The organism is Nocardia sp. NPDC051750 (assembly GCF_044453135.1).
In the GTDB taxonomy this organism is placed as follows: Bacteria; Actinomycetota; Actinomycetes; order Mycobacteriales; family Mycobacteriaceae; genus Nocardia.
Map to the genome: position 1 here is coordinate 1,278,398 of NZ_JBITCK010000002.1, position 23,225 is coordinate 1,301,622.

Annotated in this window: 23 protein-coding genes; 14 read left to right on the forward strand and 9 right to left on the reverse strand. The window is 69.2% G+C overall.

The features are described from left to right. Positions 1 to 42: 42 nt before the first annotated feature. Both ACIA75_RS13350 and ACIA75_RS13355 read right to left on the reverse strand, forming a co-directional pair. Positions 43 to 384: a DUF1844 domain-containing protein gene (locus ACIA75_RS13350; RefSeq protein ID WP_397103297.1), complete on the reverse strand. Its 342-nt coding sequence runs from the start codon at positions 382 to 384 to the stop codon at positions 43 to 45. Between the two features lie 346 nt (positions 385 to 730). Beyond that, the gene (locus ACIA75_RS13355; protein ID WP_397103299.1) at positions 731 to 1,279 is read right to left on the reverse strand and encodes a DinB family protein; all 549 of its coding nucleotides are present in this window, start codon (positions 1,277 to 1,279) and stop codon (positions 731 to 733) included. 331 nt (positions 1,280 to 1,610) lie between these two features. Here ACIA75_RS13355 and infC point away from each other — a divergent pair, with 331 nt between their 5' ends. From infC to rplT, 3 genes are all read left to right on the forward strand, one after another. Beyond that, positions 1,611 to 2,252, forward strand: coding sequence for a translation initiation factor IF-3 (gene infC / locus ACIA75_RS13360; RefSeq protein ID WP_397103510.1), 642 nt, complete (start codon positions 1,611 to 1,613; stop codon positions 2,250 to 2,252). 143 nt (positions 2,253 to 2,395) lie between these two features. Next, a complete protein-coding gene (gene rpmI / locus ACIA75_RS13365; RefSeq protein ID WP_033245213.1) occupies positions 2,396 to 2,590 on the forward strand; it encodes a 50S ribosomal protein L35 in 195 nt (64 codons plus the stop codon). A gap of 112 nt (positions 2,591 to 2,702) precedes the next feature. Then, positions 2,703 to 3,083 carry a 50S ribosomal protein L20 gene (gene rplT, locus ACIA75_RS13370; RefSeq protein WP_033245214.1) on the forward strand — a complete coding sequence of 127 codons (381 nt, stop codon included), beginning with the start codon at positions 2,703 to 2,705 and terminating at the stop codon, positions 3,081 to 3,083. A 156-nt stretch (positions 3,084 to 3,239) separates the two neighbouring features. Here the strand turns inward: rplT and ACIA75_RS13375 are convergent, their stop codons facing one another. Together ACIA75_RS13375 and ACIA75_RS13380 are read right to left on the reverse strand one after the other, a co-directional pair. After that, positions 3,240 to 3,587 carry a winged helix-turn-helix transcriptional regulator gene (locus tag ACIA75_RS13375; RefSeq protein WP_397103302.1) on the reverse strand — a complete coding sequence of 116 codons (348 nt, stop codon included), beginning with the start codon at positions 3,585 to 3,587 and terminating at the stop codon, positions 3,240 to 3,242. Positions 3,588 to 3,599: 12 nt separating this feature from the next. Beyond that, positions 3,600 to 3,986, reverse strand: a complete 387-nt coding sequence (locus tag ACIA75_RS13380; protein WP_397103304.1) for a hypothetical protein — start codon at positions 3,984 to 3,986, stop codon at positions 3,600 to 3,602. Positions 3,987 to 4,359: 373 nt separating this feature from the next. Here ACIA75_RS13380 and ACIA75_RS13385 point away from each other — a divergent pair, with 373 nt between their 5' ends. Next, the gene (locus ACIA75_RS13385; protein ID WP_397103306.1) at positions 4,360 to 5,214 is read left to right on the forward strand and encodes a TrmH family RNA methyltransferase; all 855 of its coding nucleotides are present in this window, start codon (positions 4,360 to 4,362) and stop codon (positions 5,212 to 5,214) included. An 18-nt stretch (positions 5,215 to 5,232) separates the two neighbouring features. Here ACIA75_RS13385 and ACIA75_RS13390 read toward each other — a convergent pair whose 3' ends face one another. Continuing rightward, positions 5,233 to 5,583 (reverse strand): hypothetical protein, encoded by a 351-nt coding sequence (locus tag ACIA75_RS13390; RefSeq protein ID WP_397103308.1) that lies wholly within the window; start codon positions 5,581 to 5,583, stop codon positions 5,233 to 5,235. A 91-nt stretch (positions 5,584 to 5,674) separates the two neighbouring features. Next, positions 5,675 to 6,241 (reverse strand): TetR/AcrR family transcriptional regulator, encoded by a 567-nt coding sequence (locus ACIA75_RS13395; RefSeq protein WP_397103310.1) that lies wholly within the window; start codon positions 6,239 to 6,241, stop codon positions 5,675 to 5,677. A 101-nt stretch (positions 6,242 to 6,342) separates the two neighbouring features. On the opposite strand from ACIA75_RS13395, the gene ACIA75_RS13400 reads away from it, so the two are divergent. Next, a complete protein-coding gene (locus tag ACIA75_RS13400) occupies positions 6,343 to 7,788 on the forward strand; it encodes a DHA2 family efflux MFS transporter permease subunit (protein WP_397103312.1) in 1,446 nt (481 codons plus the stop codon). 43 nt (positions 7,789 to 7,831) lie between these two features. Here the strand turns inward: ACIA75_RS13400 and ACIA75_RS13405 are convergent, their stop codons facing one another. Further along, a complete protein-coding gene (locus ACIA75_RS13405; protein ID WP_397103313.1) occupies positions 7,832 to 9,124 on the reverse strand; it encodes a glycosyltransferase 87 family protein in 1,293 nt (430 codons plus the stop codon). 169 nt (positions 9,125 to 9,293) lie between these two features. On the opposite strand from ACIA75_RS13405, the gene pheS reads away from it, so the two are divergent. The 4 genes from pheS (at position 9,294) to ACIA75_RS13425 (ending at position 14,628) form a co-directional block, all read left to right on the forward strand. Further along, a complete protein-coding gene (gene pheS, locus ACIA75_RS13410) occupies positions 9,294 to 10,367 on the forward strand; it encodes a phenylalanine--tRNA ligase subunit alpha (RefSeq protein WP_397103315.1) in 1,074 nt (357 codons plus the stop codon). A 28-nt stretch (positions 10,368 to 10,395) separates the two neighbouring features. After that, positions 10,396 to 12,897, forward strand: a complete 2,502-nt coding sequence (gene pheT / locus ACIA75_RS13415; RefSeq protein WP_397103317.1) for a phenylalanine--tRNA ligase subunit beta — start codon at positions 10,396 to 10,398, stop codon at positions 12,895 to 12,897. Between the two features lie 135 nt (positions 12,898 to 13,032). After that, the gene (locus tag ACIA75_RS13420; RefSeq protein ID WP_397103319.1) at positions 13,033 to 13,545 is read left to right on the forward strand and encodes a hypothetical protein; all 513 of its coding nucleotides are present in this window, start codon (positions 13,033 to 13,035) and stop codon (positions 13,543 to 13,545) included. Positions 13,546 to 13,584: 39 nt separating this feature from the next. Beyond that, on the forward strand, positions 13,585 to 14,628 hold the full coding sequence (locus ACIA75_RS13425; protein WP_397103321.1) for a hypothetical protein: 1,044 nt from the start codon (positions 13,585 to 13,587) through the stop codon (positions 14,626 to 14,628). A 38-nt stretch (positions 14,629 to 14,666) separates the two neighbouring features. Here the strand turns inward: ACIA75_RS13425 and mscL are convergent, their stop codons facing one another. Then, the gene (gene mscL / locus ACIA75_RS13430) at positions 14,667 to 15,104 is read right to left on the reverse strand and encodes a large conductance mechanosensitive channel protein MscL (protein WP_397103323.1); all 438 of its coding nucleotides are present in this window, start codon (positions 15,102 to 15,104) and stop codon (positions 14,667 to 14,669) included. Positions 15,105 to 15,352: 248 nt separating this feature from the next. On the opposite strand from mscL, the gene ACIA75_RS13435 reads away from it, so the two are divergent. The 5 genes from ACIA75_RS13435 (at position 15,353) to ppc (ending at position 21,944) form a co-directional block, all read left to right on the forward strand. Further along, positions 15,353 to 15,709, forward strand: coding sequence for a hypothetical protein (locus tag ACIA75_RS13435; RefSeq protein WP_397103325.1), 357 nt, complete (start codon positions 15,353 to 15,355; stop codon positions 15,707 to 15,709). Between the two features lie 274 nt (positions 15,710 to 15,983). Continuing rightward, positions 15,984 to 17,168 carry a Cmx/CmrA family chloramphenicol efflux MFS transporter gene (locus ACIA75_RS13440; protein WP_397103327.1) on the forward strand — a complete coding sequence of 395 codons (1,185 nt, stop codon included), beginning with the start codon at positions 15,984 to 15,986 and terminating at the stop codon, positions 17,166 to 17,168. 357 nt (positions 17,169 to 17,525) lie between these two features. After that, the gene (locus tag ACIA75_RS13445; RefSeq protein ID WP_397103329.1) at positions 17,526 to 18,107 is read left to right on the forward strand and encodes a GNAT family N-acetyltransferase; all 582 of its coding nucleotides are present in this window, start codon (positions 17,526 to 17,528) and stop codon (positions 18,105 to 18,107) included. A gap of 167 nt (positions 18,108 to 18,274) precedes the next feature. Beyond that, positions 18,275 to 18,955 (forward strand): hypothetical protein, encoded by a 681-nt coding sequence (locus ACIA75_RS13450; protein ID WP_397103331.1) that lies wholly within the window; start codon positions 18,275 to 18,277, stop codon positions 18,953 to 18,955. Positions 18,956 to 19,073: 118 nt separating this feature from the next. Further along, a complete protein-coding gene (gene ppc / locus ACIA75_RS13455; RefSeq protein WP_397103333.1) occupies positions 19,074 to 21,944 on the forward strand; it encodes a phosphoenolpyruvate carboxylase in 2,871 nt (956 codons plus the stop codon). 12 nt (positions 21,945 to 21,956) lie between these two features. On the opposite strand, the gene ACIA75_RS13460 is transcribed toward ppc, so the two are convergent. Further along, entirely contained in the window at positions 21,957 to 23,153 is a 1,197-nt protein-coding gene (locus ACIA75_RS13460) for an FAD-dependent monooxygenase (protein ID WP_397103335.1), read from the reverse strand. Positions 23,154 to 23,225 lie beyond the last annotated feature (72 nt).

The following is a 23,225-nucleotide window of genomic DNA, read 5'->3' on the forward strand; positions in this document are numbered from 1 at the left end:
CGGTGCCTCGCTCCACCAGTGGTGCTGCCGGCCTGGGGCAGGTCAGTGGACCGGGCCGGTGTATTTCTCGCCGGGGCCGGCTCCGGGGGCGTCGGGGACCGCGGAACTCTCGCGGAAGGCTTTCTGGAGCGACTGCAGGCCCTCGCGCAGCGGTCCGGCATGCGGTCCGAGGTATTCCACCGACGCCGTGATCAGCCCCGCCAGCGCGGTGATCACGCGCCGCGCCTCGTCCATATCGCGGTGCGGGCTGTTCTCCGGGTCGGCGTCGCTGAGCCCGAGCTTTTCGGCGGCCGAACTCATCAGCATCACCGCGGCGCGGCTGATCACCTCCACGGCGGGGATATCGGCCAGTTCGCGCACGTCGGTATCGGGCTGTTCGGTCATGCAGTTCAGACTAGGCGTGCCCCGAGCGGTGACCCGGCCGGGCCGCGGGTGATGTGTGCCGCGCGACTCTTTTCCGAAACGCTGATCGGCGGGCCGTGCGGATACCGCGTGCCGCGGGGGTCGGCCGGGGCCGGGTCGCCTCGGCAACATCTCGAGCGGCATGCGGTCGATAGGCGGCTGCGGGTCTGCTGGGAGACCGCCGCGGGAAGCCTGGACGGTGCGACGGCAGGGTGGTGCACGACGTCGCTCGCCCTGTCGGGCCAGGATGCGGCGTCGGCACTGCGCTGCAGTCCTCCGTGCCGCCCGCGACACCGTCGCGGAACTTGCGGTCGAGGCCTTGCGGCGCTCAGCTGCCGAGTGATCCGGCGGGGCCCGCGGATCCTGCCGCGCGCAGGATCCGCAACTGGCCTATCTCGGTCGCGTTTTTCAGCAGTTCCACATTGACCCAGGCCGCCAAGTGGGCGACGGTGAGTCCGGCATCTGCCGGCCAGGGGTAGGACGTGGCCCGTTCGAGCTCCGTGTCGTCGCAGCCGTCGAGGATGTGGAGCCAGCGCGCGCGGAGTTCGTTCAACCAGGTCAGTGCCGCAGTGGTGTCGCCCGGCCAGTGGACCTCGGTGCGGTCGGGAATCGACTTTCCCTCGGCGTGCGCGATTGCCGAACTCCACCACCAGCCGATATGCCAGGTCAGCCAGGCGATCGTGGTTGCCGGGACGGGTTCGGGTTCGGTATCGGCGAAATCCGGCCGCCACCTCCCGTCCGTGCCGCGGTGGACCGTCCAGATCACTTCCGCGGGCGCCCAGTGGGTATCGTCGTCGGTCAGGACCTCGAAATGCAGCTGGGACAGCGACCAGACCAGGTCGAATTGCCAGCGCAGCAGGTCACGTCGGCTGCTCACGAGTGTCGAGCCTGGCAGGCGTGCCGGGTGCGGGCAACCGGTTTCCGTACCGGCCGCGGTAGCGCGATTCGTTGATCCGGCGGAGAACTGTTAAACTTTTCGGCGACGACCGCCCCGGGCCTGTCCGGGGCAAACAAGTGGAGCCCGACTCCCACCGTTGCCGGCGAGTGATCGCCTGGTGAAACGGTCCGGTCACCCGCCCTGGAGGGTGGGTTCACGATCTCGCACGACGAGGTTGTGGCGTAGGCGTCCAGCCTGCGTGCGCCGGTCGACATCGGGCCCCGTGGCGGTGAAATACCGCACCGGGGCTTTCGTGTTGAACCAGGGGTTCATTTCGAGCGGTCGTCGAACGAGACCGCTAGACCTAGGAGGCCCCATCAGCACTGAGACCCGCATCAACGATCGCATCCGTGTTCCCGAGGTCCGGCTCATCGGACCCGGCGGTGAACAGGTTGGGATCGTGCGTGTTGAAGATGCACTACGCGTCGCCCTGGAGGCAGACCTCGACCTCGTAGAGGTCGCACCGGACGCCCGTCCGCCGGTCTGCAAGATCATGGACTACGGCAAGTTCAAGTACGAGACCGCGCAGAAAGCGCGCGAGTCCCGGAAGAACCAGGTCCAGACCGTGATCAAGGAACAGAAGCTGCGGCCCAAGATCGACGATCACGACTACGAGACCAAGAAGCGCAATGTGGTGCGGTTCCTGGAAGCCGGGTCGAAGGTCAAGGTCACCATCATGTTCCGGGGGCGCGAGCAGTCCCGGCCCGAACTCGGTTTCCGGCTGCTTCAGCGGCTGGCCTCCGATGTGGCGGAATTGGGTTTCGTCGAGACCTCGGCCAAGCAGGACGGCCGCAACATGACGATGGTCCTCGCCCCGCACAAGGGTGCGAAGACGCGGGCCAAGGCCGCCGAGGATTCGGTCCGGTCGCAGCCCGGCGCGGCCCCGAATGCCGGTCGGCCGGTCGCGCAATAACAACGGCGTAGCCGTGCACACTGCGGCGTCGAGCCGCACACAACCGCGGCGCACGCCGCAGCGCTATTGCGTCGAGCCTGCAATAACGCTGATCAGTACACCTGGTCCGCCCCTGCGCGGGCACGACACAGATTGAGGTTGCCATGCCGAAGATGAAGAGCCACAGCGGCGCTTCGAAGCGTTTCAAGGTGACCGGTAAGGGCAAGCTGCGCCGTCAGCAGGCCAACCGCCGGCACCTGTTCGAGTACAAGTCCTCCCGCCGGACTCGTCGTCTGGAAGGCACGGAGGCCGTCGCCCCGGCCGACGTCCGCCGGGTGAAGAAGCTGCTGGGTATCTGATTCCCTTCCCGGGGCAGATACCGTCCGGTACCGCACACGCGACCGGACGCCGATGAACCGACCCACTCGGGTGCGCACGACGGGCACCCCCAAGATCGATTAGGACTGACCAGTGGCACGCGTCAAAAGGGCCGTCAACGCTCAGAAGAAGCGCCGTTCCATCCTTGAGGCCTCCAAGGGTTACCGTGGGCAGCGCTCGCGGCTGTACCGCAAGGCCAAGGAACAGCAGCTGCACTCGCTCACCTACGCCTACCGGGACCGCCGGGCCCGCAAGGGTGATTTCCGTAAGCTGTGGATCGCCCGGATCAACGCCGCGGCCCGCGCGAACGACATCACCTACAACCGCTTCGTGCAGGGCCTGAAGGCCGCCGGTGTGGAGGTCGACCGCAAGAACCTCGCCGAGCTGGCCGTCTCCGACGCCGAAGCGTTCGCCGGCCTGGTCGCCGTCGCCAAGGCCGCGCTGCCCGCGGACGTCAACGCCCCGGCCGCCTGAGTCGTAGATTCCCCCGCCGGACCCGGTCCGGCTGTCTCGAAGGCCCCCTCCTCCGGGAGGGGGCCTTCGTCCTGTTCGAACCGGCTTTACGCGGCCATGGGATGCACGACGACGCTCGGGGCCGCTGGCCCGCCGCCGGTCCGGAATGTCACACGTTCAGCCAGAGGCTTCCTTCATGTCGGCAGCCCATATCTCCGCCCAGGCCGTCAGCGGTTGCAGATGGTCGATCAGCGCATTTCCCAGCTCGGTCAGCGTGTAACCGGCAGTGGCCCGCTCGACGATATGCGTCTCGCTCAGTTCGTGTAGCCGGCGGGTCAGCAGGCTGGAGGACATGTCGTCGCATCGGGCGCGGAGTTCCCGGAAGGTGAGCGGTCCGGTCGCGCGATGGAGTTCCCAGAGCACGCGCAGCGTCCAGCGGCGGCCGATGAGGTCGAGCAGGGCCATGATCGGTCGTCCGGTGGCGGATCCACGGACCGGATTTCCGGGTTCGGGTATCGAGGACACGGCGGATCCGGCTCAGCTGGATTGTGCGGGGAGGGGGGACCGGTCCAGTAGGTCTCGCATCGCGCCCATGGCCGCTCGCAGTGTGGAATACGGCCGGAGGAACAAGGTGACGTGCACCAGTCGACCGGCCGGGTCGCGTTCCTCGTGGAGGACGCCCTGCACCTCGTCGCCCGCGGCGTGTGCCGTGAATCGGGAGAACGCCTCCGGCCCATCGCTCCATCGGTGGGTTTGGCCGGGATTTTCGAGGACCTCGGAAATCAGCCGGATCATGTGCAACGCGGCGTCGCGCCCGGCGTAATCCGCGACCGGGCTGGAGAATACGAGCTCCGCGGTGGACGTCTGTGCCAGCTGTTCCGTGTTCCCGGACTGCCATGCCGAAAGGATCGGGGAAGTCTCCATGCCTCTATAATAGAGGCATCATCGGAAACGGTCCCGGGCGGGCTGCACGGTGGTCACCGTGCGGGTACCTCAGGCTTTGCGGGTCTCGGCCTGTTGTCATCGGGTGCGGGCCCGGCGGCCGATCTGAACGTCGGAACACAACAGAAAACACAACTCCGGACGAGAGCGTCTTCGCCCAGGGGGCGTCCACCTGGTCCGCGTCCATCGACACGACGAGATGGCACAGCATGCCGACGGCGAAGAAATCCTGCACCTGCTGGACATCGGCTCCTGACGCGCTGCGGACGTACTCGACCGATCGCGCGTAGCCGCCGCTGGGCCGGCGCGGTCGATCGTCCCGCCGGAGCCGACGGGTGGCAGCGGCAGTGTGGCGATGTCCCATGGGTCCCCGCACTACGATCTACGGGTGCGTGGTCAACAGGAAGCCATCGACTGGCGCAATTCCCGCGTCGTCGCCGCCGCGAAGCTGCACCGGGGGGCGGCGCGGAAGAAGGCGGGGCAGTTCCTGGCCGAGGGTGCCAACTCGGTCGAGGCGGCGGTGGACACCGGTCGCGTCCGTGAACTGTTCTACTCCGCGGACGGCGCCGAACGGGAGCATGCCCTTATCGCCGGGGCGGCGGCCGCGGGGGTGCGGACCACGCTCGTCACCGATCGGGCCGCGCAGGCGCTGGGGGAGACCGTCACACCACCCGGATTGGTCGCGGTCTGCGATCTGGTCGATGTGCCGCTCGAACGCATCGTGGCGACCGGCGTGGAGACGCCGCGGATACTGGCGGTGCCGGTCGGGATAGCGGATCCGGGGAATGCGGGGACCCTGATCAGGGTGGTCGACGCGGTGGGTGCGGACGCGGTGGTGCTGGCCGGGGACAGCGTCGACCCGCACAACGGGAAATGTGTGCGCTCGTGCGCGGGCAGTCTCTTCCACGTGCCGATCGCCCGGGATCGCGAGACCCATGCGGTGCTCGACCGGATCGAAGCCGCCGGGATCGCCACGGTGGCCACCGCGGCCGACGGCGAGCTGGACCTCGACGACGCCGGCGACGTGTTCACCGGGCCCGTCGCCTGGTTGTTCGGCAACGAAGCCCACGGTCTCGATCCGGACGTCACGCGCCGGGCCCGGCACCGGATCCGGATTCCGATCAGGGGCCGGGCCGAAAGCCTGAATCTCGCCACGGCCGCCGCGATCTGCCTGTACGCGAATTCCCGCGTGCGGTACGCGGACCGATAGCCGACGGGAAGCGTCCGGTCAGCTACGCCGGTCGGCGACGGCGCGTTGCAGGACGTCGACCGCATCGTTCACCCGGTTGATGACGAACAGTTCGGTACTTCGGTCGCGGAGGTCGATCCGGAGCCGGGTGCGCATGCCGCCGTCGAATTTGTTGCCGCTGGGCGCTTCCGTGCCGACGGCGGCCACATCCGAGAGGGCGATATGGCAAGACCGGCCGCCGGTGAGTGCGTCGAAATGGGACGGCTCGAACAGGATGCGCTCGCCGGTGAGGTAGAGCCTGCCGCCGACCGCGCGGTGAGCGGACTGTGTCCGGTTGGCCAGCCGCTTCCAGGTAATCGTTTCCGAGGCGGTCAATTTCGGTGACTTCATCCAGATCCCCACAGTTGTGGATGATACGTGCGCGCCTCTGGGCCGGAGGGCGCTTCCGTAGGCTCGGACGGCGGGCGGTCGGGCCGCGGGTTCAGCTGCCGTGCTCGTACAGGTCGGTGAGGATCTCTTCGGCCCAGTCGGCGGCGATGGCCCCCGGTCCGGTGACGCGCAACGCGGTCATCACGGTGAGCAGCATGCCCGACGACAAGAATCGGCGGGCATCGGCGACCGAGGCGCCGGTCAGCTCACGGACCAGGCGATAGATCCGGCCGTATCGCTCGCGGGCGACCGGGCCGATCTCCGGATCGCCCCCGGCCGCGAAGCCGTGCAGGAGTAGCTGGAGCAGGTCCCGGTCGGCCAGGAACTGGTCGTAGGCATCGGACATCGCGCTCATCGGTTCGCGGTCGCCGGCGTCGGCCGCGGCTTCGGTGAAGATGGCTTCGATCCGATCGCAGACCTGCCCGAACGCGGCCAGGAACAGTCGCTGTTTGGAGCCGAAGAGGCGGATGACGTACGGCTGGGAGACGCCCGCGCGGCGAGCGATCTCGTCGGTGCGGGTGGCGGTGTAGCCGGTTTCGGCGAAGGCGGCGACCGCGGCCGCCAATACCTGGGCGCCGCGTTCCTCGGCGGTCATCCTGGTCCTGGTCGATTCCGGCATGGTCCTCCTCGGTGGTTCTTCTCGGCTGTTGACATGTTATCAGTCGATGCATACCGTTGGCAGTGAGATAGTTATCATTCAATTACAACAAGGATTTCGATATGACTGAACAGCTGATATCGCCCCCGGTTGTCACTCCTGCACACACCGCGGCCGAGCCGAGTCGCGGTACCGGAGTGCCGCGCCGGCCACTGGCCGCCGTCCTCGCGGCGGTCGGAATTCCGATGTTCATGGTCACCTTGGACAACCTGGTGGTCACCAATGCGTTGCCGGTGATCCGCACCGAACTGGGCGCTTCGCTCAGCGATCTGCAGTGGTTCGTCAACGCGTACACGCTGTCGTTCGCGGCGCTGCTGCTCACCGCGTCCGCGCTCGGCGACCGGCTGGGCCGGCGCCGGATCTTCCTCGGCGGTATCACGTTGTTCACCCTCGCCTCCGCCGCCTGCGCGCTGGCCACCGATCCGGGCATGCTCGTCGCGGCCCGGGTGGTGCAGGGGCTCGGTGGCGCGGCGGTGATGCCGCTATCGCTCACCCTGCTCTCCGGCGCCGTGCCGGAACGCCTGCGCAGCGCGGCCATCGGGATCTGGGGCGGGATCGCGGGACTCGGGGTCGCCCTGGGACCGCTGCTCGGCGGCGCGGTCGTCGACGGTTTGAGCTGGCAGTGGATCTTCTGGGTGAACGTGCCGATCGGGATCCTGGTCCTGCCGCTGGTGGCCTGGGCGTTGCGCGACGCACGCGGCGGCGCGGGCCGGCTGGACCCGCTGGGGCTGGTCCTGGCGTCGGCCGGAGTGGTCGCGATCGTCTGGGGGATCGTGCACGGCGCGGACGACGGATGGAGTTCGTTCGGTGTGCTGGGTGCGCTCCTGGGCGGCGCGATCCTGCTGGCGGCGTTGATCGGCTGGGAACACCGGGCCGCCGCGCCCATGCTGGCACCGCGCCTGTTCCGGATCCGGGCCTTCAGCGTCGCGAATGTGGTCGCCTTCGCGTTCTCCGTCGGGGTGTTCGGGGCGATCTTCCTGCTCGCGCAGTATTTCCAGGTGGTGCAGGGCTACAGCCCGCTGGAATCCGGTATCCGCACCACGCCGTGGACCATGGCCCCGATGGTCGTGGCACCGCTCGCGGGCCTGGTGATCGACCGGGTCGGCGCCCGGGTCCTGCTGGTGACCGGGCAGGTGATGCTGGCGGCGGCGCTGGCCTGGATTGCCGCGATCACGACGGTCGACCTCGGCTACAGCTCCTTCGTCGCCCCGCTCCTGCTCGCCGGGGTCGGGATGGGACTCACATTCGCGCCGCTGGCGACCGTGGTGATGGCCGCGGTACCGGAGGCGGACCGCTCGGTGGCCTCGGGCACCAACAACACGGTGCGTGAGGTCGGGGTGGCCATGGGTATCGCGGTACTGGCCTCGGTCTTCGCCTCCTACGGCGCCTACACCGACCCGCAGGGATACGTCGACGGCCTGGTGCCCGCGGTCTGGGTGGGCGCGGGGATCGTGGCGGCCGGGGCCTTGGCGGCGGTACTGCTGCCGGGGCCCGTCCGGCGCGGATAACGCGACCCGGTGATCGGCGGCGCGCTCGCGGGTGGGCCGCCGATCAGCGTTCGGGGACCGTCACCAGGGTGTCGTCTTCTGCGCCGGCGGGGACGGGCCGGGGCAGGGCGCGCGACCGGCGTCCTGCCGTGCTTGCGTACAGCACGACAAGCAGCAGGCTGAACCAGACGTATCCGTTGCCGACCACTTTCTCCCACACCGACCAGTCGAGCTCCCGCCCGTCGTTGCCGGGGAGATCATTGTGTTCGGCCAGGACGAACACCACCGCGGTGGCGGCCGCCGCGGCATACCAGCCGCGGGCCTGCTGCCAGGGGCGTGTGGTGGCGTAACCGGCCATCGCGAGCAGGGTCGGCGCCACCCACACCCAGTGGTGTGACCAGGAGATCGGCGATATCAACAGCGCGACCACCGCGTTGACCGCGAGGGCGATCATCGGCGGGGCGCCGGTGCGCCGGATGGCGACCACGGCCAGGGCGACCAGTGCCACCGCGGCCAGCAGCCACAGGGCCGTGGCCAGGGTGCCGGTGATCTCGAAGCGCGCGAGCACGGCCTGGATGGACTGGTTGGTCTGGAACTCCGACCCGCTCAGCCCGCCCACATTGCCGAAGCCGCCGAACCAGTACCGCACGGATTCGTCGGGCATCACCGCGAAGCCGATGATCGTGGCCACCGCCCCGCTGATCGCGGCGGTCGCCGCGGCCTTGTAGTCCTTGCGGATCAGGAAGAACAGCACGAACGCGGCGGGGGTGAGTTTGATCGCGGCCGCGATGCCGAGCAGCATGCCGCGCGGCCAGCGCGGATTGCGCGTCAGGCAATCGGCCGCCACCAGGCCCATCAGGATCAGATTGACCTGGCCGAAGTCCAGGGTCGACCACACGGGTTCCAGCAGCAGGGCCAGCGGGGTGGCGGTCGCGCAGACCACCAGCGCGAGTTTGCGCTGATCCTGGCGGGGCCACAACTGCCGCGCCACCAGGAACAGGGTCAGGGCCAGGGCACCCACCGAGACCGCGAGGTAGGCGATCACCGCCGTCGCCCACGGCAGCAGCGCGTAGATACCGAGGGCCAGCGCGGCGAACGGCGGATAGATGAACGGCAGGCTGATATCGGCGGCCGTTTCCGGCAGATGCCCGTAGAGGTCACCGCCGGCGCGCCACTCCTCGACGCCGAGCCGGTACACCTCCAGGTCGATGTACTCCCCGCTGATGGCGCGGAACGGATCGATGGGTCGCGACATGCATACCCACGTCACGATCACCGCTAGCAGCGGTAGCAGCCAGATCGCCTGCCGGCGGGCACGTCCGGCGAGCGTCTCGGTGCGGGTCGGGGCGTTCGTCATCGCAGAGGACTTTACCGGTTCGAGGTGTCCGCGCAGCGGGCAGTGATCGCCGGGGGATATCCGCGTGAACCGGGCACCGGCCATCGAATACGATTCCACCAGCAGCAATACGGGCGCCGGGGCCTACCGGGGTCCGCTCACAGATGCCTAGGGGAGAGACGAGTAGACCGTGGCCGACGACACCGACGCAGGCGCAGCGACCGGCGGGCAGGAATCCGCGCTCACCGAGGAAGCCCTGGCCGCCGCGGCCGCGGCCGCCGAGAAAGCCTTCGCGGCCGCCGCCGATCTGGACGCCCTCGCCGCCGCCAAAACCGAGCATATGGGCGGCCGATCGGCGATCTCGCTGGCGCAGCGGTCGCTGGGCAGCCTGCCGAAGTCCGAGAAAGCCGACGCCGGTAAACGGGTCAATATCGCGCGGGGACGGGTCTCGCGGGCCTTCGAGGAGCGGCAGGGCATCCTGCTCGCCGAACGCGATGCGGCGGTCCTGGTCGCCGAGGCGATCGATGTCACCCTCCCGGCCGACCGCGGTCCGGTCGGCGCCCGGCATCCGATCACCGTGATCTCCGAGCAGATCGCCGATGTGTTCGTCGCGATGGGCTGGGAGGTCGCCGAGGGCCCCGAGGTGGAGACCGAGCATTTCAACTTCGATGCGCTGAACTTCCTGCCCGACCACCCCGCGCGCACCATGCAGGACACCTTCCATATCGCGCCGGAGGGGTCGCGGCAGGTGCTGCGCACCCACACCTCGCCCGTGCAGGTGCGGTCCATGCTCGAACGCGACCTGCCGGTCTACGTCGTCTGCCCCGGCCGGACCTTCCGCAACGACGAACTGGACGCCACCCACACCCCGGTGTTCTCCCAGGTCGAGGGCCTGGCCATCGACAAGGGCCTGACCATGGCGCATCTGCGCGGCACGCTCGACGCGTTCGCGCGGGCGCTGTTCGGCCCCGATACCACCACCCGGATCCGGCCCAACTACTTCCCGTTCACCGAACCCTCGGCCGAGGTCGACGTGTGGTTCCCGGACAAGAAGGGCGGCGCCGGCTGGGTCGAATGGGGCGGCTGCGGCATGGTCAACCCGAAGGTGCTGATCGCCAGCGGTATCGACCCCGACGAATACAGCGGTTTCGCGTTCGGGATGGGCCTGGAACGCACGCTGCAGTTCCGCAACGGTATCCCCGATATGCGCGACATCGTCGAGGGCGACGTGCGGTTCACCCTGCCCTTCGGTATCCGGTCCTGATCTTCCGAGCGAGAGAGCGAACGTCACAGTGCGAGTAGCGCAATCCTGGCTGACCGAAACGATCCGCCGCACCGTCCCCGACTGGTCGGTGACACCGGAGGAGCTCGACGCCGGCTTCGTCCGGGTCGGGCTCGAGGTCGAGGAGGTCGACCGGCTCGAACGGGTGGGCGGTGAGATCGAGCATCCGCTGGTGGTCGGGCGGGTCGCCGAGATCACCGAACTCACCGAGTTCAAGAAACCCATCCGGTTCTGCAAGGTCGATATCGGAGCGCCCGAGCTCCAGGAGATCGTCTGCGGAGCGACCAATTTCGCGGTCGGCGATCTGGTGGTCGTGGTACTGCCCGGCGGCGTGCTGCCGGGCGGTTTCGCCATCTCCTCGCGCAAGACCTACGGCCATGTGTCCAACGGCATGATCTGCTCGGTCGCCGAACTCGGTATCGGCAAGGACCATTCCGGCATCCTCGTGCTCGAACCGGGAACCGCCGAACCGGGCACCGATGCCAACGAGCTGCTGGGCCTCGACGACACCGTTATCGAGCTGAACATCACCCCCGACCGCGGCTACTGCTTCTCAGTCCGCGGGCTGGCCCGGGAACTGGCCTGCGGTTTCGACCTCGAATACGCCGATCCCGCCGTCCGCACGCTGCCCGAGGGTCCCGAGGCGTGGCCGGTGCGGGTGGAGCCGGAGTCGCAGTGCACGCGGTTCGGGGTCCGCCGGGTGACGGGTGTCGACCCGGCCGCGGTGAGCCCGTGGTGGCTGCAGCGGCGGTTGCTGCTGGCCGGCGTGCGGCCGATCTCGCCGGCGGTCGATGTGACCAACTATGTGATGCTCGAGCTCGGCCAGCCGCTGCACGCGTTCGATGCCGCGAAACTCGCCGGTGGCCTGGTGGTCCGCCGGGCGCAGGCCGGGGAAAAGCTGCGCACCCTCGACGACAGCGAACGGGAACTCGATCCCGAGGATGTGGTGATCGCCGACGACACCGGGGTCGTCTCGCTGGCCGGGGTGATGGGCGGTGCGTCCACCGAGGTGAGTGCCGAGACCACCGAGGTGGTGCTCGAGGCCGCCACCTGGGATCCGCTGCTCATCTACCGCACCGCGCGGCGGCACAAACTGGTGTCGGAGGCGAGTAAACGCTACGAGCGGGTGGTGGATCCGGAACTCAACCTCGCCGCGCTGGACCGCGCCGCCACCCTGCTCGCCGATATCGCCGGTGGGACGGTCGAGCCGGCCCTGACCGATGTGCGCACCGACCTGGCGCCGGTCGAACCGATCCGCATCGATATCGATCTGCCCGACCGGGTGGCCGGTGTCCACTACGCGCCCGGCACGTCCGCGCGCCGTCTCACTCAGATCGGCTGCCATGTGGAGGTCGATGTGGACGAGACCAGCGGGCACGGCCAGCTGGTGGTCACCCCGCCGAGCTGGCGGCCGGACCTGGCGCAGCCCGCCGACCTGGTGGAAGAGGTGCTGCGGCTGGAGGGCCTGGAACAGATTCCGCTGGTGCTCCCGCAGGCCCCGGCCGGCCGCGGCCTGACCGCGGTCCAGCGGCGCCGCCGCGCGGTGAGCCGGGCGCTGGCCTTCGCGGGCTGCGTCGAGGTGCTGCCCCCGGTTTTCCTGCCCGCGGACGTTTTCGACACCTGGGGGCTGGAAGCCGGCGACCCGCGCCGCACGACCACCCGGGTGCTGAACCCGCTGGATGTCGAGCGCGCCGAACTGGCCACCACCCTGCTGCCGGGGCTGCTCGAGGTCGCCGCCCGCAATATCTCCCGCGGCGCCCGCGATCTCGCGCTCTACGGGATCGCCCAGGTGGTCCTGCCCGGGCCGGAGACCAAACCGGTGGCACCGCTGCCGGTGGACCGCCGCCCGACGGATGCCGAGGTCACCGAGCTGCTGGACTCGCTGCCCGAACAACCGCAGCATGTGGCCCTGGTGCTGACCGGCCGCCGGGAACCCCGGGGCCCGTGGGGGCCGGGCCGGGCCGCCGAAGCCGCCGATGCCTTCGCCCTGGCCGATGTGATCGGCGAGGCCGCCGGGGTCCGGATCGACCGCCGTCCCGGAAAGTACCTGCCCTGGCATCCCGGTCGCTGCGCCGAACTGGTGGTGGACGGCACGGTCGTCGGATACGCGGGCGAGCTGCACCCCGGTGTGCTGGAACGGTCCGGGCTGCCGCCGCGTACCTGTGCGGTGGAACTCGACCTGGATGCCCTGCCGCTGGTCGAATCCCGGCCGGCGCCGGCGATTTCCCCGTTCCCCGCTGTACTGCAGGATGTCTCGGTCACGGTGCCGGCGGAAACCCCGGCGGCGGCGGTCGAGACGGCCCTGCGGTCCGGCGGTGGCGAACTGCTCGAGGACATCGCGCTGTTCGATGTCTACGAGGGCGCACAAGCCGGGGAAGGCCGTAAATCGTTCACCTACGCGCTGCGGTTCCGGGCGACCGACCGCACCCTCACCGAGGACGAGGCCAGTGCCGCCCGCGACGCCGCGGTGGCCGCCGCCGCGGATGCAGTCGGCGCGGTGATCCGTTCGTAAGCGTGCCGCCGCATCCGCTCCGGCCGTGCCCGGTCTGCGCCCGGCTGTGCCTGCGGGGCAAGGGAGTTTGTGCCTGCGGGGCAACGGAGTTCCGGTCCGTCCGAACGGACGGACCGGACGTCGTAGGCTGGTCGTATGAGTGAACCGAGCGCAGGCGATCCGGGCGCGCTCGCCGCGCGGTTGGCGGCCCTGCCCGACGAACAGTTGCTGGCCGTACTGGTCGTCGCCACGGCGGGCCGGGAGAACCTGGCGCCCCTGTACGAAGCGGTCACCCGGCTGCTGTCCGAAACCGGGCAGAGCGGCCCGGCCACCGGTGTGATTCCCGGCACCGATATGCCTCCCGGCTATGGTGCGGCCGCCGATTTCGGGTCATCGTCGCAGGTCACCGGTGGTATCGGCGCAGCAGTCGCTGATTCGGCCGCCGCCGGTGGGACCGCGGGTGGTTACACCTCGAGCGGTGTGCCGACGTTCGGTTCGCTACGCGATAAGGTCGAGCGGCGCATCGGCACCGCGTTCGGCACCCGGGAACTCGATCGGCAGACCCCGGCCGGCCGCGGCGCCGAGCAACAGTGGGAAGCGCGTGAACAGGCCGCGCGGGAACGTCTGGAACAGATTCGTACCTCCCTGCACGAGGGCGAAGGGTCGTGATCCCGCCGGCCCCCGCGCCGGAGAACAAGGGATGGACCTATGAGCGAAACCGCTGACGCGGCTGCCCGTGTCATCGCCGACCGGCTGCTCGACGCCCAGGTGCGATGGCTGCTGGACGAGGTCAGTGGCGACCGGTTCGCCGAAGTCGTCGCCCGCGATGTGGCGGCCGTCCTGGACGTGGCGGCCACCGTGAACGCCGGGGATGTGGTGGAGGTCGAACAGCTCGAAACCACCGTGGCCACGGTCGTCGACAAGGTCGGCGGTAGTGCCGTGCTCGCCGATACGGTCGGGGTGTTCGCCGACGCGATCTACGACAGTATCGCCGCCAACGAGGACCATACGCTCGGCGAACTCGTCGAACGCGAACCCGTCGAGGCGCTGCTGCAGAAGATCGTCGATATGCACCAGACCCAGGAGCGGGTTCTGGAACGGCTCACCGACAGCCCGCTGGTGGCCACGGTGGCCTCCAAATTCGTGGACAAACTGGTCGGCGATTTCGTGGAGGCCAATCGGCAGCGGGCGGAGAAGATCCCCGGGATGGGGACCTTGATGTCGATCGGCCAGTCCGCGGCCGATCGCGCCCGCAAGGCCGCCGAGAGCAACACGATCCTGGGTGATATCGCGGGTAAGGGCGCCATGTACGCGCTCAAACGGACCAACAACGCGATCCGCGAGATGCTGCGCGACGCCCCCGTGCACGACGCCACGATGGAATTCTGGGATCTGCACGCCGACGAACCGATCAGCGGTCTGCGCGAATACCTGACCAAGCAGGACCTCAACGAGCTGGTCCGGCTCTGCTACCGGATCGCGGTGACCACCCGGGAGAAGGAGTACTTCGGCCTGCTGGTGGCCGAATGCGTGCAGGTGTTCCACGAGAAATATCGCGAGCACACCCTGGCTGCCGTGCTCGGCGAACTGGGGTTGACGGGCGAGGATATCGTCACCGAGATCCTGCGGTACGGACCCGCGGTCGTCGAGGCCGCCAAGCGCGACGGGGTGCTGGAAGGTCTCCTCCGGGAGCGCCTCGAGCCGTTCTACTACTCGGACGAGGTGCTGAAGATCCTGACCGTACCCGCGTAACGGTGCGTGATCCGAACCGGTTGCCCGCGGGTTCCGGGTCAGGCCGAGGGCGAATGGATCTGTGCCGATTCTTTCTCCCGGGCCGCCTGCGCGGCCAGCAGATCGCGGATCTCGATCAGCAGCTCGGTATCGGTCGGCACGGGCTTGTCCGAATCGGCGCCTTTGCGGGCCAGATACCGCTTCTGCACCGTTTTCATCGGCAGGATGAGCGCGAAATACAGCACCGCCGCGACCATCACGAAATCGATGGCGGCGCCGATGATGGGGCCCAGTGCGATGAAGGTCGCGGGCTTGCCCGCGATCAGGGTGACACCGAAACCGAGGTGGCTGTTACCGCCCAGGACGGCCAGCAGGGGTTCCAGCACACCCTTGGTCACCGAACTGACGATCGCGGTGAACGCGGTGCCCATCACCACGGCGACAGCGAGGTCGATGACGTTGCCGCGCATCAGAAAGTCTTTGAAACCCTTGAGCATGAACTCAACTCCGTATCGCACGTTGCTTTTGCCGCCGGTCGGCGAACCGGTGCCGGCGCTACCCGGGCCCGGCACTACACGGCAGGTGATAGTGGCAGCCGCACCCGCGGTACGCAAACCGGCCGTGGCGTCGCACAGGCCCTGCTCCGCGGTGCCGCAGGCTCGAACAGCGACCCTGCGGCGGCTCGGGGGTCACGCTAGGCTCGGAAAATATTCGGGCACTGTCGGGTAGCGATCAGGAGGATTCCGTGGCATCGACGACACTGATGGGCCGGGCGGTCCGGGGTTTCAACGCCGGAATGGTGGCCCTGATGGGCGTACCCGTCATCGGACCGCTGCTGGGCAAGGGCTTCGTGGAGATCGAGTACGTGGGACGGCGCTCGGGGCAGGTGTTCCGTACTCCGGTGAACTACTTGAAGAAGGGCGACGAACTGGTGATCGGCGTCGCCATGCCCGACAAGAAGAACTGGTGGCGCAACTTTCTCGGCGACGGCGCCCCGCTCCTGCTGCATTTCCGCGACGGTGCCCGTCGCGGTCACGCGACCTCGCGGCGTGACGAGAAAGGCCGGGTCAGTGTCCGGGTCCGGCTGGACGATCTCGGCTGACCGCAGCGGGGCCGTCCGGACTCTCGCCGGACAGTGGAGCGGGGTGAGCGGGCGATATCGAGATGCTGTTCGCTCGGGTGGTTGGTAGCCTTCGTTCCATGTCGAGCCCGGAGGCATCCAGAGCAGGGCTGTCGGTCACCCCCGTCAGTCCCTGAACTCCTTGATTTCGTAGCGGTGCCCTGCTGTCGCCGGCACCGCGCAGTGTCGACCTCCGGGTAGCTGACCGGGGTGACGAGACGTCTCTGTTCTGTCTCTCCCACCTCGGAGCCTGCTGATGCCTTTTTCGCTCTATCTCCTTGCCGTGGCGGTTTTCGCCATGGGCACGTCGGAATTCATGCTGGCCGGTCTCGTGCCGGATATTGCCGCGGATCTCGGCGTGGATATCGCCGCGACGAGCCTGCTGACCTCGGCCTTCGCCGTCGGAATGATTATCGGCGCGCCGCTGATGGCCGCACTCGCCCGCAATCGGCCCGCGCGGTCGAGCCTGCTGGTATTCGTGCTCGTGTTCCTGGCGGCGCATATCGCGGGGGCGATGACGACCAGCTTCCCGGTGCTGGTGGCGACCCGGGTGATCGCGGCCCTCGCGAACGCGGGATTCCTCGCCGTCGCGCTGACCGCCGCCACCGCGCTGGTTCCGGCCGGACAGCGGGGCCGGGCACTGGCGGTGCTGCTCTCGGGCACCACGCTGGCCACCATCGCCGGGGTCCCCGGCGGCGCTCTGCTGGGCGCGTTCTTCGGCTGGCGTATCACGTTCTGGGCGGTGGCGCTCGTCTGCGTGCCCGCCGCGATCGGCGTGCTCACCGGAATTCCGGCGTGTCGGGCGGACTCGGCGACCCGGGGCCCGGGTCTCGTCGCCGAACTCGCGGTGCTGGCCCGTCCCGGGCTGATCGCCGTCATGCTGCTCGGTGCCCTGGTGAACGCCGCCACGTTCGGTGCCTTCACCTTCCTCGCTCCGCTGGTGACCGGGCCGGCCGGACTGGGTGATCTGTGGGTGCCGGTGGCGCTGGTGCTCTTCGGCGCCGGTTCCTTCGCCGGGGTGACGGCCGCCGGACGGCTCTCCGACACCCGCCCCGGGGTCGTGGTCGCGGTGGCCGGGCCGTTGCTGTGCGCCGGCTGGTTCGCGACGGCGGTCGCCGCGGACCGTCCCGCGGTCCTGCTGGTCCTCGTCTTCGTCCAGGGAGCCCTGTCCTTCGCACTCGGCAGCACCTTGATCGCGCGGGTCCTGTACGAGGCCGCAGCGGCGCCGGCCATGGGCGGTTCCTATGCGACAGCCGCGCTCAATATCGGTGCCGCGGTGGGGCCGGCGGTCGCGGCGGTCGCCTTCGCCACCTCGCTCGGGTCTCTCGGACCGGTGGTGACCAGCGGTGTGCTCGTAGCGGTCGCACTGGTGGCGGCCATAGGCTGTCGCGCCGCCCTGATCGGCGACCCTCGTCCACCGGTAGCCGCCGTGCCGCGGTAACGGTGGATCGGGCTGCGCCGGGTGGCCCGGGCTACCCGGCGCGCCTGCGTTCGTACTGCGGTGAACGACGCCCGGTTCTCTCAGTTCGGACGCGCCCGGCAAGTGCCGCCGCGACCGGTGTCGTACCGGGGCTGCTGCAAGGGTTTCCGGACCGCGTGTGATGCGGGTGCGCCGCGCGCGGTTCAGGTTTCGAAGTAGTGAACACAGGATGGTGTAAACGCGACGTAACGGTGTCCAGAGTTTGGTGACACTCGACTCGAACCGGTGTTTCTGCAGGTCCGGTTCGCTAATCTCGAAGGACCATCCGGAGTGGCCGTGTGGTGTGGCGCAATGGCCAGGGGTGATGGAGGACTGCGCGTGAGTACACCGTCGGCAATCGATTTTCGAGCACAGGGGCCGCGGATCTACCATGTGCGGCCCGACCACCCGCTGGCGGCCGCTGTCACGGTGGAACTCGCCATCGAATACAGCACCCGGTACGGCGCATCCGCCGGTGCGATACATCAGCGGATGCGTGCCCGGCCGGCCGCCGATTTCACCCCGCCGACCGGGGACCTGGTGGTGCTGGTCGAACACGGAGAGCCACTGGCCGGTGGCGGTTTCCGCCGATCCGATCGCACCACGGCCGAGCTGAAGCGGGTCTGGACTGCCCGCGAGCAGCGCCGTCGTGGGCTGGCGAGCCGGGTACTCGCGGAACTGGAGACGATGATGGTCCGCCTCGGCTATCGCCGGGCGTTCGCGACCACGGGCGATCGCCAGCCCGAGGCGCGGAGCCTCTACCGGGCCTCCGGTTATACCGAAGTGGGCGGCGCCGAACGCGATGGCGGGGGGTGCCGGTTCGAGAAACTGCTCGGCTCCGCGGAGCTCGGCGGCGCGCGCGTCCCCGGTACGGCCGATCCCGCGCGCGGGATCGGCCGGCGCGACGTCTACCTCGTGTAGGCCGTGCGCTCGGGGCGCGGTGGTGCGGTGCCTGTTCGGTGCGGTGATCGTCCGATTCGCGGGCCGGATCACGGAATTGTCCGCCCGGCCGAACCGTCGCCGTGCCGGGCGGCCGCAGTAGGGTATGGCATCGGTCCGGCGACAGCCGCGGGCCGGGAAGGTGTGCCGTGCCGGCTTCGATACTTTTCGCGGTGCTCGCCGCCGGGCAACTGGCGCTGGTCTGCTGGTGCGTACTGCGGTACCGGCGAACCGGGGACCGGATGCTCATCGTGCCCGCTGTCGTCTGCGCGGCGCTGGTCTACGACAACGCGATACTCGCGGCCGGCCGCTGGATCGGCGCCGGCGACGCACTGGAGACACTGTCGGTGTTCCGGTTCGTGGCGCATCTGGTGCTCACTCCGCTCCTGATGCCGTGGGCGCGGGCTGCCGCGGGCCTGGCCGGAGTCACCTGGGTGCGGCGAGCGTTGGTGCGGGCGGTCGTCTATGCGGCGACGTTGGGTGTGATCCTGCTGGGCGTGTTCGGGGAACTGGCCGGATTGGCCCTGCGGCCGGCGGAATGGGCCGGGACCGTGCGCTATACGACCGAGCACGCCTCCCCGGCGGGCGTGCTGTCACCGGTGGTCACCGTCGTGGTGGTCCTGGTCGCGGCCGCGGCGGTGTGGCGGGTGCGCGGCTACCGGCTCTGGACGGTGACCACGGTGACGATGACAGTGGTGTCCGCCGCGATGCCGCCCATGCTGCTGACCAACTGCGCTGAACTCGTCTTCGCCTGGGGCGTGGTCGCGACCGCGGTGTGGCTGTCCGGCGCCGGACGCATCTCCGCGCCTGCGGCGATGTCCGAATCGTGAGCGGTGCGCACGGCACGCGGATCTTCGCGACGGAATCGAGAACCGACACGCGTAGGTTCGGCGCGGTCGTGTGCGTCGTCACAGCCGTGGACCCGGCGGCCGACCATACTGTCTGACCATGGGTGATGCGCAGACCGGTAATGGAAACGACGCGACCCGGCCGCTTCGCGAGGACATCCGGTTCCTCGGTGGCGTCCTCGGTGACACCATTCGCGATCACGAGGGCGCGGAGGTGTTCGACCTCGTCGAAAAGGTGCGGGTCGAAGCGTTCCGGGTGCGGCGGGAGGAGGTCCGGCGCAGCGCGGTTGCCGAAATGCTGGCCGGTGTGGAGATCGGCGTGGCCCTGCCGCTGATCCGCGCGTTCAGTTATTTCGTGCTACTGGCGAACCTGGCCGAGGATATCCAGCGCGACCGCCGCCGCGCCGCCCACGAATCGGCGGGGGAGGCGCCGCAGGATTCCTCGCTGGCCGCGACCTACCGGAAACTGGATGCCGCGGGGGTCCGGGGTGAGCGGGTGGCCGAATTGCTGGCCGACGCGCTGGTATCGCCGGTGATCACCGCCCACCCGACCGAGACGCGACGGCGCACGGTATTCGACACCCAGACCCGGATCACCGAGCTGATGCGACAGCGCCAGCGTGCGCCCGAATCCGAGCAGGCCCGGCTCGACCTGGAGATCCGCCGCCAGGTGCTGACCCTGTGGCGGACCGCGCTGATCCGGTTGTCGCGGCTGCGGATCCAGGACGAGATCGCGGTCGGATTGCGGTATTACGAGCTCACCCTGCTCGATGTGATTCCGGCGATCAACGCCGATGTCCGGGCGGCTCTGTGGTCGCGCTGGCCCGAGCAGGCTCTGCTGCCGAAACCGATTCTGCGCACCGGGTCGTGGATCGGCGGTGACCGGGACGGGAACCCGTTCGTCACGGCGGAGGTGGTGCGGACCGCGGCCGGTCAGGCGGCCGGGGTGGCGTTCGGACGGTATCTGCGAGATCTGGTGCAGGTGGAGAAAACGCTGGCCTTGTCGGCCCGGCTGGTGCCCGTGACTCCGGCGGTGCGCGCGCTGGCCGAGGCGGGCTATCCGGATCCGGCCACATTCGCCGACGAACCGTACCGCCGGGCGCTCTACGGGATCCGGGCCCGGCTCACGGCGACCGCGCGCGGTGCGCTGACCGCGGTGGGTGGCGGGAACTCCGACGGCGGGCAGGTATCCGCCGCGACTGCCTCCGCGGATCCGGTCGCGGCGATCGATTCCCGGATGCGGGAGTTCATCGCACTCGGCGCCGAGGACGCCACTGCCGCTGCCGGGGTCCGGCCGTACGCCACGCCCCAGGAGTTGCTGGACGATCTGGCCGCGGTCGACGCCTCGTTGCGCGCGAGCGGTGACGGCCTGCTGGCCGATGATCGGCTCGCGGTCCTGCGCCACACCGTGGAAGCCTTCGGGTTCCATCTGCAGGGCCTGGATATGCGGCAGAACTCCGAAACCCACGAGCAGGTCGTCGCCGAACTGCTGGCCTGGTCGGGTGTCCATCCGGACTATCCGAGTCTGCCCGAAGCGGACCGGGTGCGGTTGCTCACCGGCGAACTGCGCACCCGCCGCCCGCTGCTGGGCCCGCATGCGCGGCTGAGCGATCTCGCCGCGAAGGAACTGGGGATCATCCGGGCGGCTGCCGAGGTGGTGGCCACGCTGGGCGCGGAGGCGGTACCCAACTACATCATCTCCATGTGCACCTCGGTGAGTGATCTGCTCGAGGCCGCGCTGCTGCTCAAGGAAGGTGGCCTGCTGGATCCCGGGACCGCCGGCAGCGAACCCTGTTGCCCGGCGGGCATCGTGCCGCTGTTCGAAACGATCGAGGATCTCGCGGCGGGCGCGTCCACCCTCGCGGCGGCGCTGGCGGTTCCGGAGTACCGGTCGCTGGTGGCGGCGCGCGGTATGCGCCAGGAGGTGATGCTCGGCTATTCGGATTCGAACAAGGACGGCGGCTATCTGGCCGCGAACTGGGCGCTGTACCGCGCGGAGCTGGATCTGGTGGACCTCGCCCGGGAACACGGAATCCGGTTGCGGCTCTTCCACGGTCGCGGTGGCACGGTGGGCCGGGGAGGTGGCCGCAGCTACGACGCCATCCTCGCCCAGCCCGCCGGTGCGGTCCGCGGGTCGCTGCGGCTCACCGAGCAGGGCGAGGTCATTGCCGCGAAGTACGCCGAGCACGGGTCGGCGCATCGCAATCTGGAATCGCTCATCGCGGGCACGCTCGAATCGACACTCCTCGATGTCGAGGGCCTGGGCGCCGACGCCGAGCCCTCCTACGCCCTCATGGACGATCTCGCCGCCCGCGCCCGCGCGGCGTACGCGCAACTGGTGCACGAGACCCCCGGTTTCGTCGAGTACTTCCGGCAATCGACCCCGGTCGCCGAGGTGGGTGACCTGAACATCGGCAGCCGCCCGGCCTCCCGCAAACCCACCAGTTCGGTCTCCGATCTGCGGGCCATCCCCTGGGTGATGTCGTGGAGCCAGGCCCGGGTCATGCTGCCCGGCTGGTACGGCACCGGTACCGCCCTCGAGGAATGGGTGGACGGCGATCCGGACCGTCTCGCCCGGCTGTCGGACCTGTACCGGCGGTGGCCGTTCTTCCGCACCGTCATGTCGAACCTGGCGCAGGTGATGGCCAAGAGCGATCTGGCGATCGCCGCCCGCTACGCCGACCTCGTCGACGATATCGCCCTGCGCGAACGGATCTTCGGGATGATCGAAGCCGAACACGCCCGCACGGTGGCGATGCACGCGGCCATCACCGGTAACGACCATCTGCTGGCCGACAACCCGTCGCTGGCCGAGTCCATCCGCAACCGGTTCCCGTATCTGGAACCGCTGAATCAGATGCAGGTCGAACTCCTGCGCCGGCTGCGCGGCGGCGACGATTCCGAACTGGTCAAGCGCGGCATCCTGCTCACCATGAACGGATTGGCCACGGCCCTGCGGAACTCGGGCTGACCGCGGCGGCGGTCAGTCCGGCAGGGTGAACGAGGACAAGGTATTGCTCGCACCGTCGGCCATCAGGCGGTGGACGATGCCGGCGGGAAGCCGGGGCAACAGGCGCATCGCGTACTCGTTGAACCTCAGGCGTGCCCGGGACCGCGGAATTCCGCGGCGCAGCACCCCCGGTGCGACCTCGCGGCAGCGTCGTACGTAATCGCCCAGCTGCTCCTCGTAGGCAGCGAACGCTGTCTCGTGCGCGCCGCCGGCCTCGGCCAGCGCCCGCGCCAGCACATACGCGCCCACGACGGCCAGCGTGGTGCCCCCGCCGACGGCCGGGCCGGGTGCGTAGCCGGCATCGCCCACGAGAGTCACCCGGCCGCGTGACCAGGAGTCGAGCCGGATCTGGTCGATGGTGTCGAGATAGAAGTCGTCGGCCCGGTCCATTTCGTCGAGCAGTCGCGGTACCTCCCAGCCTTCACCGGCGTACGCGGCCCGCAGCAACCGGCGTTGTTCATCGATATCGCGATGGTCGAAGGAGATGTCCCCGCCGGGCCGGAACAGGAACACCGCGCGGGCCTGGCCGGTCTGCCACACCGGATACATCGCCGCGAGGCGGTCGACCGAGTTGTAGATCACCGTCAGCGCCGGCAGGTCGAGATAGTTCGGCAGGGTGCCGACCGCGAGGCAGCCGCCGAGCCGATGCCGCAGCTGCTGCTCCGGGCCGAATACCAGCCGCCGGACCGTGGAATGCAGGCCGTCGGCGCCGATGACCAGGTCGAACCGGCGGGTCTCGCCGCTGTCGAAGGTGACGTCGACACCGTCGTCATGCTCGGTGAGCCCGCTGATCGAAGCGCCGAAGCGGTAGTCGATCCGATCTCGGGTGGCGTCGTGCAGGATCTCCGCCAGTTCGCCGCGCATGATTTCGAGGTGGCTGCCGTCGGCGAATGCCTCCGAGAGTTCACGCAGGTCGAGATCGAACGACGGTCTGCCCGGCCGCTCGTACCGCAGCACGGTCGATTCCGTGCTCGCCGCGCGGAGCCGCGGAACCAGGTCCATCCGGTCCATCACCTCCGTGGCCGGGGCGAACAGATCCACGGCGTGACCGCCGAGACCCAGCCGCGGCCGGGGGGTGCGCTCGACCACCGTCGGGGTGAAACCGAATCGGTCCAGCCAGTACGCGAGAACCGGGCCCGCCACGCTCGCGCCCACGATCAGAACTTCCATATCCGCCGCCTCATTTGTTTACCTATCGGTAGGTAAACGAGTTTACTTACCGATAGGTAAACGCGCTAGGGT

Excerpts from the sequence above, each read along its gene's own strand:
- ACIA75_RS13400 (WP_397103312.1), top strand. The coding sequence starts at position 6,343 with ATGACTGAACAGCTGATATCGCCCCCGGTTGTCACTCCTGCACACACC.
- ACIA75_RS13395 (WP_397103310.1), bottom strand. The coding sequence starts at position 6,241 with ATGCCGGAATCGACCAGGACCAGGATGACCGCCGAGGAACGCGGCGCC.
- rpmI (WP_033245213.1), top strand. The coding sequence starts at position 2,396 with ATGCCGAAGATGAAGAGCCACAGCGGCGCTTCGAAGCGTTTCAAGGTG.
- ACIA75_RS13440 (WP_397103327.1), top strand. The coding sequence starts at position 15,984 with ATGCCTTTTTCGCTCTATCTCCTTGCCGTGGCGGTTTTCGCCATGGGC.
- ACIA75_RS13380 (WP_397103304.1), bottom strand. The coding sequence starts at position 3,986 with ATGGAGACTTCCCCGATCCTTTCGGCATGGCAGTCCGGGAACACGGAA.
- ppc (WP_397103333.1), top strand. The coding sequence starts at position 19,074 with ATGGGTGATGCGCAGACCGGTAATGGAAACGACGCGACCCGGCCGCTT.
- ACIA75_RS13385 (WP_397103306.1), top strand. The coding sequence starts at position 4,360 with ATGTCCCATGGGTCCCCGCACTACGATCTACGGGTGCGTGGTCAACAG.
- ACIA75_RS13460 (WP_397103335.1), bottom strand. The coding sequence starts at position 23,153 with ATGGAAGTTCTGATCGTGGGCGCGAGCGTGGCGGGCCCGGTTCTCGCG.
- ACIA75_RS13405 (WP_397103313.1), bottom strand. The coding sequence starts at position 9,124 with ATGACGAACGCCCCGACCCGCACCGAGACGCTCGCCGGACGTGCCCGC.
- mscL (WP_397103323.1), bottom strand. The coding sequence starts at position 15,104 with ATGCTCAAGGGTTTCAAAGACTTTCTGATGCGCGGCAACGTCATCGAC.
- ACIA75_RS13390 (WP_397103308.1), bottom strand. The coding sequence starts at position 5,583 with ATGAAGTCACCGAAATTGACCGCCTCGGAAACGATTACCTGGAAGCGG.
- ACIA75_RS13420 (WP_397103319.1), top strand. The coding sequence starts at position 13,033 with ATGAGTGAACCGAGCGCAGGCGATCCGGGCGCGCTCGCCGCGCGGTTG.
- ACIA75_RS13425 (WP_397103321.1), top strand. The coding sequence starts at position 13,585 with ATGAGCGAAACCGCTGACGCGGCTGCCCGTGTCATCGCCGACCGGCTG.
- ACIA75_RS13350 (WP_397103297.1), bottom strand. The coding sequence starts at position 384 with ATGACCGAACAGCCCGATACCGACGTGCGCGAACTGGCCGATATCCCC.